The organism is Actinomycetospora termitidis, from assembly GCF_030286555.1.
Classification (GTDB): Bacteria; Actinomycetota; Actinomycetes; order Mycobacteriales; family Pseudonocardiaceae; genus Actinomycetospora; species Actinomycetospora termitidis.
In genome coordinates this window covers 1,182,704-1,195,219 of sequence record NZ_JASVWF010000001.1, presented here as the reverse complement: position 1 = coordinate 1,195,219, position 12,516 = coordinate 1,182,704, and the positions used below count along the sequence as shown (strand labels likewise).

Here is a 12,516-nt window from a genome sequence, read left to right as displayed (position 1 = left end):
GTCGATCGACTAGTCCGGACCGGTAGGTTCGACGCCGTGCCGTACGAAGCCCTCCCGCCCGACCCCTTCGCGGGCGACCCGTCGTCGGACCCGTCACGCATGCTCGACGCACTGCACGACGTGACCGCCCCGGAGGATCTCCCCCTCGACGAGGAGGAGCGCGAGGAGGTCGTCGCCGACCTCGGGGACCTGGCGGTGTTCCAGGCCCTGCTCGCCCCCCGCGGCATCCGCGGCGTCGTGGTCGACTGCGAGGACTGCGAGGAGCAGCACTTCCACGACTGGGACCTGCTGCGCGCGAGCCTCCAGCAGCTGCTCGAGGAGGGCCACATGCGGCCCCACGAGCCCCCGTTCGACCCGGACCCGGCGGCCTACGTGACGTGGGAGTACTGCCGCGGCTTCGCGGACGCGACGCTCGCCGAGCAGTAACCCCGTTCCCGACGGCGGGTCCTCCCGCCGTCGGGTTCGCCCCGTGCACGACGAAGGGCCCGGCTCCCCGAGGGGAGCCGGGCCCTTCTGTCGCGTGCGTCAGTTACCGGGCGACACGGGCGTCGTGGTGGTCGGCGCCACCGGGGCCGGCTGGGACGCGCTCCGGTCCTGGTCCGTGGGCGGGGCTCCGTCCGTCGTGCCGCTCGGATCGGCCGACCCGGAAGTCGTGTCCTTCTCCGGAGCGGGCTCGACCGGCTTCTGCTGGGGCTTCGTGCGCGTGCCCTCCTCGGCAGGGGCCTGCTGCGCGGGCTCGCTGGTCGCCGTCGAGGACGACGGCGGGGTGGTGCCCGCCGGGTCCAGCGACTTGAGGGCGTCCTGACGCTGCTGCACGAGGGCCGGCTGGTCCTCGGGCTGCACCGCCTGGATCTGGGTCCCGGCGCTCTGCAGCAGCGACTGCGCGGTGGCCTTGTCGCCGCGGGCGATCGCGTTGTTCGCCTCGATGATCGTGGCGCGGGCCTGCTCGGCCTTGGCCACGTTGTCGGCGTGCTGGGAGAAGAAGACCTTCGTCAGCCCGAACATGGCATCGCCCGGCTGCGCGGAGTGCACCGCGACCGTGAAGCCGGACAGGGCCACGGCGATGGCCGCGGCCGCCACGGCGAACGGCATACGGCGCCGGGCGCGACTGGCACGACGGTCCCGGGCGGCGTGTCCGGCCTCGACCGCGTCGGCGGCCTCGTCGAGCGACACCAGCTCGGGCATGGGCTCGGCCTCGATGTCGGCCTTCCACGCGGCGAGGATCGCGGCCAGATGGTCGTCGTCCTGCCCGGGACGACCGAAGACGTCACCCTGGCCCACACCGCCGCTGACCGTCCCGCCGGCGATCGCGTCGAGCAGGGCGTCGTCGGCACGGACGGCGGCGAGGTCCACCGGCCCGTCGACCAGATCGTCACCCGCACCGAAAGCGCGGTGACCACCCACCTAACTCACCTCTTCCGAGATCGCGGACACGGCGGTCCGCAGCTTCGACAGTGCGCGGTGCTGAGCCACCCGGACCGCTCCGGGTGTGGATTCAACCGCTTCCGCGGTTTCCTCCGCCGAGAGACCAACGACGACACGCAGCACGAGGATTTCCCTCTGTTTGGGGGGCAGCGTGTCGAGCAGTTGACCCATCTGGACGGACAGAGCACCGTTCATCGCACGCTGCTCCGGACCGTCGTACGGGTCCAGTTCCTCGGGCAGCTCGGAGACGGGTTCGGATCGGTTCCGCGCCACCGAGCGATGGGCGTCGACCACCTTGTGCGCCGCGATCCCGTAGACGAAGGCGAGGAACGGGCGGCCCTGGTCCCGGTAGCCGGGCAGTGCGGTCAGCACGGCGAGGCACACCTCCTGGGCCACGTCGTCGGCCGAGACCGACGACCGTTCCTGCCGGCCGATCCTCGCGCGGCAGTAGCGCACGACGAGCGGTCGGATGATCGCGAGGACACGATTGAGAGCTGAACGGTCGCCGTCGTTCGCGGCGGCCACCAGCCTCTCGAGGTCGTTCCCTGACTCGGTCATCGCTCCCCGTGGCCCCGGCGTTACGCGCGGCGGTGTGACCCGCAGGTCCACCTCGGTCCGACGAGCCACCTCCTCCGCGGAGGCGGTGTGTGCGGTGCCGTCCCACGGAGCCGGTGACCCGGAGGGGTCACCGTACCGTCCCCCCGGACGGACCGCGCCATGTCCTGCGGTCGGGTTCCCCCGATCCGGCACACGCCAGCGATCGGCGGCGCGATGGGAGGCACGCGGCGTGCCGATCGCCGGAGTCGGCGTGTCGTCGGACATCGCACCGGGCGGCAGCGGCGAGCCGACGGGCGGGCTCTGCGGCGGCTCCCCCGACGGCGGGTGGGTGGGATACGCGGGGTACGCCCCGGCGCCCGTTCCGACTCCTGGCCGGCCGGGCTGGACGGGACGGGGCCGGGCGGTCAGGAGACCAGGCCCCGGCGGAAACCGTGCGCCACGGCCTGCGCCCGGTCACGGACCCCCAGCTTGCGGAACAGCCGGCGGGCGTGGGTCTTCACGGTGTCCTCGGACAGGTAGAGCTCGCGGCCGATCTGGCCGTTGCTCTTGCCCTGCGCCATCCCGCGCAGCACCTGCAGCTCGCGCTCGGTGAGCTGCACGCCGGTGTCCGAGGGCGTGCGCGGTGCCGGCACGGAGGTGCTGGCGAGGGTGTGCGCGAGCGCGGCCACGAGCTCGGGCCGGGAGGCGTCCCACCGGAGGTACCCGCGCGCTCCACCGGCGATCGCGGCGGCGATGCTGCCCGAGTCGTCGGGCGCGCCGAAGACGATGACGTTCGCCTGGGGGTGCGCGGCCACGAGCCGTCGGGTCGCCTCGACCCCGGTCGGCACGGCGCGCTGGGTCCCCACGAGGACGACGTCGACGCTCTGCCGGGAGAAGCGGGTGAGCAGCTCGTCGCCGTGGGCGACGCAGTCGATGCGGTGGACGCCCGGCACGGCCGACATGACGCGGGTCAGTCCCTCACGCACGCTGCGGCGGTCGTCGCAGATCAGGACCGTGGTCACGGAAGTTCCTCCCTGCAGCGTTCCTGCAGTCGCTTGGCGGGCACTACCGGTCATCGGCGCGACGCCGCCCCGGCTTGAGTCGGATCCGCGGTTTTCCCGCGCCGGATCGACGACCGGTGCCATGCCTGCTCCTCACACGGTGGTGCTGCGGCGACCGGACGAGCGTCCGCGTCCTGCGACGTGGCGTGCACCGTCCGTTCCCCCTCCTGTCCAACGGAACCGGGCCCGCCCGGTCACGGCGAACCCTCCACTCCGACAGGCCGCCCCGCCACCCACACGGAGCACCGAACACGGAGTGCTCAGTGAATGATCACGGATGGTGGTCGTTTCGGCAAGTCTTGTCACGCACCGGATTCGACGACCGGTGTGATCGGCGCGCCGTGTCGCGCATCCGGACGACCGACACTCGGTCGCGCGAGATGGGCACGGCTCACAATCGAATCCCTTGTCCCGCCCTGCTCGCCGGTCATAGGGTCGCCACACGGTCGCCCTGCGCGCGGCCGCAGGCACGGACGGTGATTATCGGACGGGCCCACCCGCGTGGTGGGGTGACGTCGGGGCGTGGACGAGACCGCGCCCCGCGCCGGACCACCACCCACGTCAGGACGAGGAGGTGGTCGAGATGGCCGACGTCCGTCGACTCCCCGGCCCCAACGCCGATCTCTGGGACTGGCAGCTGCACGCCGCGTGCCGTGGCATGGACAGCGCGTTCTTCTTCCACCCCGACGGCGAGCGCGGCCCGGCCCGGGCCAGCCGGGAGCGTCGCGCGAAGGCCGTGTGCGAGGGCTGTCCGGTCATGGAGCCGTGCCGTCGGCACGCGCTCGCGGCGGGCGAGCCCTACGGCATCTGGGGCGGGCTGTCGGAGTCCGAGCGGACCGGCTCACGGTCCCGCGGCCGGATCCAGGACATCGTGATCCGCTGAGATCGGCGGGTCAGCCCGCCCCGGAACGAACGAACGGCACTCTCGCGCACGTAGAAGCTGCGAGGGTGCCGTTCGTTCGTTCCGGGGGTGGGCCGACCGACACGACGACGGGCCCGGTCGCCGAGGCGGCCGGGCCCGTCGTCGCGCGCGGGGACTCAGTGCCCGTGGCCGTGCCCGTGGCCGTGGCCACCGGCGGCCTCGGGGGCCTCCTCCTCGGGCTTGTCGACGATCGCGGACTCGGTCGTGAGGACCATGCGCGCGATCGACACCGCGTTCTCCAGCGCGGAGCGGGTGACCTTGACCGGGTCGATGATCCCGGTCGCCATCAGGTCGCCGTAGCTCCCGGCCGCGGCGTCGTACCCGACGCCCCAGCCGCCGTCGGCCACCTTGGCCGCGACGACGGAGCCCTCCAGGCCCGCGTTCGACGCGATGGCCTTGAGCGGCGCGGACAGCGCCCGGCGGACCAGGGCGACGCCCGTGGCCTCGTCGCCGGTGCGCCCCAGACCGCCCTCGAGCTCCGCGGAGGCGTGCAGGAGCGCCGCACCCCCACCGGGGACGATGCCCTCCTCGACCGCGGCCCGGGTCGCCGCCACCGCATCCTCGATGCGGTGCTTGCGCTCCTTGAGCTCGGTCTCGGTGGCCGCCCCGACCTTGATGACCGCGACGCCGCCGGCGAGCTTCGCCAGCCGCTCCTGCAGCTTCTCGCGGTCCCAGTCGGAGTCGGTGTCCTCGATCTCGCGGCGGATCTGCTGGACGCGGCCCTCGACGGCGGCCTTGTCCCCGCCGCCCTCGACCAGCGTCGTGGCGTCCTTGGTGACCACGGCGCGCCGGACGGTGCCGAGCGCGTCCAGGCCGGCCTCGGAGAGCTTGAGGCCGATCTCGGGGTTGATCACCGTGGCGCCGGTCGCGGCGGCGAGGTCGTCGAGGAAGGCCTTGCGGCGGTCCCCGAAGAACGGCGCCTTGACCGCGCAGATCCGCAGCGTCTTGCGGATGGCGTTCACGACGACCGTCGAGAGCGCCTCGCCCTCGAGGTCCTCCGCGACGACCAGCAGCGGCTTGCCGGACTCCACGACCTTCTCCAGCAGCGGGAGGAGGTCCTGGATCGAGCTGATCTTCTCGCGGTGCAGCAGGACGTGGGCGTCCTCGAGCACGGCCTCCATCGACTCGCCGTCGGTGACGAAGTACGGCGAGAGGTAGCCCTTGTCGAACTGCAGGCCCTCGGTGACCTCGAGCTCGGTGGCGAGCGTCGAGGCCTCCTCGATGGTGATGACCCCGTCCTCACCGACCTTCTCCATGGCCTCGCCGATGAGGTCGCCGATCTCCTGGTCGCGCGAGGCGACCGCGCCGACCGAGGCGATGCCCCGCTTGCCGTCCACCGGGGTGGCCTGCGCGCGCAGCACCTCGGTGACCTTCTCGGCGGCGGCGGCCATGCCGGCGCCGAGCGCGGTCGGGTTCGCACCCGCCGCGAGGTTGCGCAGGCCCTCGGAGACGAGCGCCTGGGCGAGCACCGTGGCCGTCGTCGTGCCGTCACCGGCGACGTCGTTGGTCTTGGTGGCCGCGGTCTTGGCGAGCTGCACGCCGAGGTTCTCGAACGGGTCGTCGAGCTCGATCTCGCGCGCGATGGTGACGCCGTCGTTGGTGATCGTCGGCCCACCGAACTTCTTGTCCAGCACGACGTGGCGCCCCCGCGGACCGAGGGTCACCTTCACCGCCGCCGCCAGCTGGTCCACGCCGCGCTCGAGGGCGCGACGGGCGGTCTCGTCGAACGTGATCTGCTTGGGCACTACCGGTCCTTTCGTGCTCCGGACATGCGACCGCCCCGGGACCCCGGACTGTCGGGATCACCGGGGCGGTGGCTCTGCCTGCGGTGCTTAGTTGACGACCGCCAGGACGTCACGCGAGGAGAGGATGAGGTAGTCCTCCCCGTTGTACTTGACCTCGGTGCCGCCGTACTTCGAGAAGATGACGACGTCGCCGACGGCGACGTCGAGCGGGATGCGGTTGCCGTTGTCGTCGACGCGGCCCGGTCCCACCGCGAGGACCTTGCCCTCCTGCGGCTTCTCCTTCGCGGTGTCCGGGATGACGATGCCGGACGCGGTCGTGGTCTCGGCCTCAGAGGCCTGCACCACGAGCTTGTCCTCGAGCGGCTTGATGTTCACGCTCGCCACGGGATGACCTCCACGATCAGGGGTCCAGCTGGGTATCTGGATGGGTGGGTGACGACGCCAGGAGGTCCGACCCGCCGTCGCGGGTGCCGGGCCGGCTCCGGTGCCGTTCGGTTGGCACTCTACCGCCGCGAGTGCCAATCCATCAACGAGGGTCGGCCCGGTGCGTCGTCGACTCGCGGCGCATCGTGTACGCGTCCGCCCCGCTCGCGTAGTACCGCCGCCGGGTGCCCACCACCTCGAAGCCCTCGGACCGGTAGAGGTCCAGCGCGGGCCCGTTGTCGGTGCGCACCTCGAGGAAGGTGACCGCCCCGATCGCGTCGGCGCGGCCGAGGAGCGCCCGCAGCAGGGCCCGCCCGATCCCGTGCCCCTGGACGTCCGGATCCACCCCGATCGTGTGCACCTCGGCCTCGGCCGGCTCCCGGGAGAAGGCCGGCGCCGGCAGCAGCGCGACGCCCGCGTACCCGACGAGCCGGTCCGCGACGCGTGCCGCGTAGTAGGGGTGCCCCGCGTGCAGTTCCGAGGTGAATGCGGACGCGCTCCACGGGTCGTCGCCCGGGAACAGGACCGCCTCGAGCCGCGCGCACTCCGGAGCGTCGTCCGGTGTCAGGGCGTCGAGCACCCACGCCGGCGCGTCGGTCACGCCCGGCGTCGGGGTCGGCGCAGCCGCGAGCGGCGGGAGCCGGCCTCGTCGGCCTGCGGACGCAGGCGGCGCAGGACCTGGCTGCGGTGGGTGCACCGGCGCAGGAGCTCCAGCAGCGCGGCGTCCAGCTCGCCGGGCTGCTCCAGCATCGCCATGTGCCCGGCGCCCTCCAGCGGCAGCAGCTCCGCCCGCGGCAGCTCGGCGGCGATCACCTCGGAGTGCGCGTACGGGATCATGCGGTCCTCGGTCCCGGCCGCCACCAGCACCTCGCACTGCGACAGCCCGCGCAGGGCCGCCTTGCGGTCGTGCGTGGAGAGGGTGTTCGCGAACGAGGTCAGGACGTCGAGCGCGGTGCCGGCGATCGTGCGGTCGACGAGGTCGACCAGCGCCGGCTCGACGTCCGGGTCGCCGAACGACATGCGCCGCACCGCGGCCCACATCGCGTTGCCGCCGAGACGCCGGATCCGGTCCACGGTCTCCGGGCGCCAGTGCGCGAGCCGTCCGAGGACGTTCACGGTGGGGTTGCGGTGCGAGAGCACGGCGCGCTGCAGCCCGACGGTGCCGACGTCGCCGGCCGAGGTCGAGACCAGCGCGACGCCGAGCACCCGGTCCCGGAACAGCGCTGGGTGCCGCTCGGCCAGCGCCATGATCGACATGCCGCCCATGGAGTGGCCGACGAGCACGAGGTCGCCCTCGGGGGCGACGGTCCGGATGACGGAGTCCAGGTCGGCCCCGAGCTGGGCGATCGTGCACGCGCGGGCGGAGCACTGCCCGGACCGGCCGTGCCGCCGTTGGTCGTAGAGCACCACGCGCACGGCCGGGTCGGTCAGCTCGGCGAGCATCCGGCGCTGGAAGTGCCAGCAGCGCCGGTCCAGCGCGAAGCCGTGCACGAGCACGACGGTGAGCTCCGGCCGTGCCCCCGGCGTGACCGGCTCGACCTCCTCGACGGCGAGCCGCGTCCCGTCGTCGGCCGCCACCGAGGACTCGCGCCCCCGAGGCAGCAGGCCGATCTCCGACGGGTGCTCGTGCTCGGAGGACTCGAGCTCGGCGCGCGTGCGCACCACCCGCGAGCGGGCCCGGCCGGCGCCGACCGCACCCGCCGCGGCCGCCCCGCCCAGCACCGTCCCGGCGATCGCCCCGATGATCCCGCTGGTGTGCCGTCGGTCGTCGGTCACGGTCGCTCGTCCCGGGCCACGCGCGCGGTGTCCATGCAGGCCTTCTACCACGTCGGCGTCCGGTTCACCCCCGGAGTCGCTCAGGCCACCACGGTCCGGTGCAGTCGCGGACGGCCGCCGACACCGGTGACGATCTCGTAGTGGATGGTGCCGATCAGGTCGGCCCACTCCGTCGCGGTCGGTCCGCCGTCGCGGCCGTCGCCGAACAGGAGCACCTCGTCGCCCTCGACGACGCCGTGGTCGGTGCCGGCCGGGCCGAGGTCGACGACGACCTGGTCCATGCACACCCGCCCGACGACGGGTCGGCAGCGGCCGCCGACCGCGACCTCGAACCGCCCGGTCGCCCCGAGCACCCGCGGCACGCCGTCGGCGTAGCCGACCGGGACGAGCGCGAGGTCCCGGTCGGTCGGGGTGCTCCAGATGTGTCCGTAGGAGACGCCCTCGCCCGCGGCCACCGTCTTGACCAGGGCGACCCGGCTCCGCAGCGACATCGCCGGGCGCAGGTGGTCGCCGCCGCCCACGGGGTCGAGCCCGTACACCGCGATGCCGGGCCGGACGAGGTCGCGGTGCAGGTCGGGCCGGGTGAGCGTGGCGGCCGAGTTCGCGAGGTGGGCCATCAGCGGACGACCCAGCCGGGTGGTCGCCGCAGCGTGGGCCTCGTCGAACCGGTCGGTCTGGGAGTCGATCGTGGGGTGGGCCGGGGCGTCGGCGTGCGCGAAGTGGGTCCACACCGCGACCGGCTCCACCTCCCCGGACTCCGTGTGCGCGGCGACGGCGTCGAGGAGGTCGCCCCAGGCGTGCGGCGGGCAGCCGTTGCGCGAGAGCCCGGTGTCGATCTTGAGGTGGATCCGGGCGGGGCGCCCGGCCGCGCGCGCCCCGCCCGCGACGGCGGCCAGGTCGCGCCGGGACGCGACACCGAGGTTGACGCCCGTGGCGACCGCGCCGGTGAAGTCCTCGTCGGGCACGTGCAGCCAGGACAGGACGGGAGCGGTGATCCCGGCGGCGCGCAGCTGCGCCGCCTCCTCGAGCGTGCACACCCCGAGCCACCGCGCGCCGGCGTCCAGGGCGGTGCGGGCGACGTCGACGGCGCCGTGGCCGTAGCCGTCGGCCTTGACCACCACCATCACCGCGGCGTCGTCGCCGAGCAGGACCAGGTGGCGCACGTTGTGCCGGATCGCGCCCAGGTCGATCCGCACCTCCGCGCGGGCGGGCGCGCTCACACCGCCTCCCGCACCGAGCGGATGGCGTCGGACAGGGCGGCCTGGACGTGGGAGGCGGGGACCGGCGAGCCGGCCGATCCGAGTTCGGCGGCCCGTGCGTGGACGAACGCGGCGCAGCCCGCCGCGTCGACGGGGTCCAGTCCCGCGGCCAGCAGCGCGCCGGCGACGCCGGACAGGACGTCGCCGGAACCCGCCGTCGCGAGCCACGACGAGCCCGCCGGGTGGACCAGGACCCGCCCGTCGGGTGCGGCGACGACCGTGGCGTTGCCCTTGAGCAGCACGGTCACGCCGAGCTCGGCGGCCGCCCGCCGGGCCGCGGTCACCCGGTCGACGGCGGGGTCCGGCGGGTCGTCGAGCGAGGCGACGAGGCGGGCGAACTCGCCGGCGTGCGGGGTCACCAGCGTCGTGGTGGCGGCGGCCCGCGCGCGCAGGTCGGCGTCGGCCCCGAGCAGGGTGATCGCGTCCGCGTCGGCGAGCACCGGGACGCCCGCGTCGAGCACGTGGCGCAGGGTCGCGGCGCCGGCGTCGTCCGTGCCGAGCCCCGGGCCGACCGCCCACGCCTGGACCCGCCCGGCGTCGGAGACGTGGTCCGTGGCGACGACCTCCGGCCACGCGGCCCGCACCTCGTCGGCGGCGGACCCGGCGTAACGCACCATCCCGCTCGTGGCCAGGGCCGCGGCACCGCTCGCGAGCACGGCCGCGCCCGGGTACGTGGCGCTGCCGGCGGCGATCCCGACGACGCCCTGGGTGTACTTGTCGTCGGTCGGGCCGGGGACGGGCCAGCGGGCGCCGACGTCGGCCGCGTCGAGGACCCGCACCGTCGGCTCGGGCAACTCGGGACCCAGACCGATGTCGATCAGGGTCACCGGCCCGCAGCGGGCGCGGTTCAGCACGTGCACGGGCTTGCGGGCGCCGAAGGTGACCGTCTCCGCAGCGGTCACCGCGGACCCGTCGCCGGGAACCGTCCCGACGAGCGGGTCGACCCCGGACGGGGTGTCGATCGCGAGGACCGGGACGCGGGCGGTGTCGGCCGCCCCGACGAGCAGCGGCGCGGGGTCGCGCAGACCACCGCGGGCCGAGGTGCCGACGATGGCGTCGAGGACCAGGTCGGCGCGACCGACCGCGGTGACGGCGGGCTCGACCTCGGTGAGGACCCGGGCCCGCGCCGCCCGCAGCGCGGCGAGCCCGGCCGGGTGGGCGCGGTCCGGGCTCAGCAGGACCGCGGTCACCGCGGCCCCGCGCCGCCGCAGCTCCACCCCGGCCCACAGGCCGTCACCGCCGTTGTTCCCCGCGCCGACCAGCACGACGACCCGCCGGCCCACGACCCCGCCGGTGCGCTCACCCAGCATCCGCAGCGCGACCCCGGCGGCGCCGTACGCGGCGCGCCGCATGAGCGCGCCCTCGGGCGTACGCGCGAGCACCGGTTCCTCCGCGGCCTGCACCTGCTCCGGGGTCCAGACGCCGTACACGGTGCCTCCTATTCGACGGTGACCGACTTCGCCAGGTTGCGCGGCTTGTCGACGTCGTACCCGCGCGCCCGGGCCACCTCGGCGGAGAACACCTGCAGCGGGATCGTGGCCACCAGCGGCTGGACGAGGGTCGGGACGACCGGGACCTCGATCAACGTGCTCGCGAACGGGCGCACCGTCTCGTCGCCGCGCTCGGCGACGACGATCGTGCGGGCGCCCCGCGCCTGGATCTCGCGGATGTTCGACAGCAGCTTCGCGTGCAGCGTCGCGCGGCCCCGCGGCGAGGGCATCACGACGACGACCGGCAGGTCCTGCTCGATCAGCGCGATCGGCCCGTGCTTCAGCTCGCCCGCCGCGAAGCCCTCGGCGTGCATGTAGGCGAGCTCCTTGAGCTTCAGCGCCCCCTCGAGCGCCACCGGGTAGCCGACGTGGCGGCCGAGGAAGAGCACCGCCTTCGAGTCCGCCAGCTCGCGGGCCAGTGCCCGCGTCGGCTCCACCGCGGAGGCCAGCACCTTCTTGACGGCGTCGGCCGAGGCGACCAGCTGGTGGTACTCGCGCTCCACCTCGTCGGCGTACTTCGTGCCGCGGTTCTGGGCGAGCGCGAGCCCGACGAGGTAGCACGCCACGACCTGCGAGGTGAACGTCTTCGTCGCCGCGACCCCGACCTCCGGCCCGGCGTGGGTGTAGAGCACCGCGTCGGACTCACGGGGGATCTGCGCGCCGTTGGTGTTGCAGATCGCGAGCACACGGGCCTTCTGCTCCCGGGCGTGCCGCACGGCCTCGAGCGTGTCCGCCGTCTCGCCCGACTGGGAGATCGCGACGACGAGCGTGGACCGGTCGAGCACCGGGTCGCGGTACCGGAACTCGCTCGCGACCTCGACCTCCACCGGGATGCGGCACCAGTGCTCGATCGCGTACTTCGCCAGCAGGCCCGCGTGGTAGGCCGTGCCGCAGGCGACGACGAACACCTTGTCGATGTCGCGCAGCTCCTGGTCGGAGAGGCGCTGCTCGTCGAGCACGATCCGGCCGTCGACGAGGTGGCCGCGCAGCGTGTCCGCGAGCGCCGCGGGCTGCTCCTCGATCTCCTTCGACATGAAGAAGTCGTGGCCGCCCTTCTCGGCGGCCGCGATGTCCCAGTCCACGTGGAAGGGCCGGGTCGGGGCGAGGTCGCCGTGGAAGTCGGTGACGACGGCACCCTCGCGGGTCAGCGTGACGATCTGGTCCTGGCCGAGCTCGACGGCGTCGCGGGTGTGGTCGATGAACGCCGCCACGTCCGAGGCCACGAACGTCTCGCCGTCACCGATCCCGACGACCAGCGGCGACGACCGCCGCGCGGCCACGATCTCGTCGGGGCGGGCCGCGTCGGTGAACACCAACGTGAAGGCGCCCTCCAGACGGTTCACCACCCGCCGGACCGCCGCGGTGAACCCGGCGTCCGGCTCGTCGTCGAGCGCCCGCGCGACGAGGTGGGCCGCCACCTCGGTGTCGGTGTCGCTGGCGAGCTCCACCCCGGCGTCCTCGAGCTCGGCACGCAGGGCGGCGAAATTCTCGATGATGCCGTTGTGGATGACCGCGACCCGCCCGGTGGCGTCGGTGTGCGGGTGGGCGTTGCGGTCGGTCGGCGCCCCGTGGGTCGCCCACCGGGTGTGTCCCGTGCCCGTGCGGGCGACGACGTCGGACTCGGGGTGCGCGTCCGTCACCCGCACCAGGTTGTCCAGGGGCCCGGCCGCCCGGTGCACCTCGACCGAGCCGGACCCCGGCGTCACCGTCGCGATGCCCGCCGAGTCGTACCCGCGGTACTCCAGCCGCCGCAGACCGCCCAGCAGGACGTCGCGCGCCGGGCGCCAGCCCACGTATCCCACGATGCCGCACACGGACGCCCAGCGTAGGTGGGGCGAAGTGGACCTTGACCGGTGCCCACCGTGACCCAGCCGTCAG

12 protein-coding genes are annotated in these 12,516 nt (G+C 74.2%); 2 read left to right on the top strand and 10 right to left on the bottom strand.

Annotated features, from left to right (window positions below):
• Window positions 1-36 precede the first annotated feature (36 nt).
• On the top strand, window positions 37-426 hold the full coding sequence (locus tag QRT03_RS05970; protein WP_230755877.1) for a DUF5319 domain-containing protein: 390 nt from the start codon (window positions 37-39) through the stop codon (window positions 424-426).
• Window positions 427-525: 99 nt separating this feature from the next.
• Here the strand turns inward: QRT03_RS05970 and QRT03_RS05965 are convergent, their stop codons facing one another.
• From QRT03_RS05965 to QRT03_RS05955, 3 genes are all read right to left on the bottom strand, one after another.
• Window positions 526-1,404 carry an anti-sigma-D factor RsdA gene (locus tag QRT03_RS05965; protein WP_286051573.1) on the bottom strand — a complete coding sequence of 293 codons (879 nt, stop codon included), beginning with the start codon at window positions 1,402-1,404 and terminating at the stop codon, window positions 526-528.
• Window positions 1,405-1,983 carry a sigma-70 family RNA polymerase sigma factor gene (locus QRT03_RS05960; RefSeq protein ID WP_018330963.1) on the bottom strand — a complete coding sequence of 193 codons (579 nt, stop codon included), beginning with the start codon at window positions 1,981-1,983 and terminating at the stop codon, window positions 1,405-1,407.
• Between the two features lie 404 nt (window positions 1,984-2,387).
• Window positions 2,388-2,984 carry a response regulator transcription factor gene (locus QRT03_RS05955; RefSeq protein ID WP_018330962.1) on the bottom strand — a complete coding sequence of 199 codons (597 nt, stop codon included), beginning with the start codon at window positions 2,982-2,984 and terminating at the stop codon, window positions 2,388-2,390.
• Window positions 2,985-3,606: 622 nt separating this feature from the next.
• Here QRT03_RS05955 and QRT03_RS05950 point away from each other — a divergent pair.
• Complete coding sequence (locus QRT03_RS05950) at window positions 3,607-3,906, top strand: WhiB family transcriptional regulator (protein ID WP_286051572.1); 300 nt, start codon at window positions 3,607-3,609, stop codon at window positions 3,904-3,906.
• A 155-nt stretch (window positions 3,907-4,061) separates the two neighbouring features.
• Here the strand turns inward: QRT03_RS05950 and groL are convergent, their stop codons facing one another.
• The 7 genes from groL to glmS form a co-directional block, all read right to left on the bottom strand.
• Entirely contained in the window at window positions 4,062-5,690 is a 1,629-nt protein-coding gene (gene groL / locus QRT03_RS05945; protein WP_286051571.1) for a chaperonin GroEL, read from the bottom strand.
• A gap of 87 nt (window positions 5,691-5,777) precedes the next feature.
• Window positions 5,778-6,074: a co-chaperone GroES gene (gene groES, locus QRT03_RS05940; protein ID WP_018330959.1), complete on the bottom strand. Its 297-nt coding sequence runs from the start codon at window positions 6,072-6,074 to the stop codon at window positions 5,778-5,780.
• 142 nt (window positions 6,075-6,216) lie between these two features.
• Window positions 6,217-6,714: a ribosomal protein S18-alanine N-acetyltransferase gene (gene rimI, locus QRT03_RS05935; protein ID WP_425604780.1), complete on the bottom strand. Its 498-nt coding sequence runs from the start codon at window positions 6,712-6,714 to the stop codon at window positions 6,217-6,219.
• The gene (locus tag QRT03_RS05930) at window positions 6,711-7,889 is read right to left on the bottom strand and encodes an alpha/beta fold hydrolase (protein ID WP_286051570.1); all 1,179 of its coding nucleotides are present in this window, start codon (window positions 7,887-7,889) and stop codon (window positions 6,711-6,713) included. Before QRT03_RS05930 ends, rimI begins: the two co-directional genes overlap by 4 nt.
• Before the next feature lie 80 nt (window positions 7,890-7,969).
• On the bottom strand, window positions 7,970-9,109 hold the full coding sequence (gene alr, locus QRT03_RS05925) for an alanine racemase (RefSeq protein ID WP_286051569.1): 1,140 nt from the start codon (window positions 9,107-9,109) through the stop codon (window positions 7,970-7,972).
• Window positions 9,106-10,578 (bottom strand): NAD(P)H-hydrate dehydratase, encoded by a 1,473-nt coding sequence (locus tag QRT03_RS05920; RefSeq protein ID WP_286051568.1) that lies wholly within the window; start codon window positions 10,576-10,578, stop codon window positions 9,106-9,108. Before QRT03_RS05920 ends, alr begins: the two co-directional genes overlap by 4 nt.
• A gap of 8 nt (window positions 10,579-10,586) precedes the next feature.
• Window positions 10,587-12,452: a glutamine--fructose-6-phosphate transaminase (isomerizing) gene (gene glmS, locus QRT03_RS05915; RefSeq protein ID WP_286051567.1), complete on the bottom strand. Its 1,866-nt coding sequence runs from the start codon at window positions 12,450-12,452 to the stop codon at window positions 10,587-10,589.
• Between the last annotated feature and the right edge of the window lie 64 nt (window positions 12,453-12,516).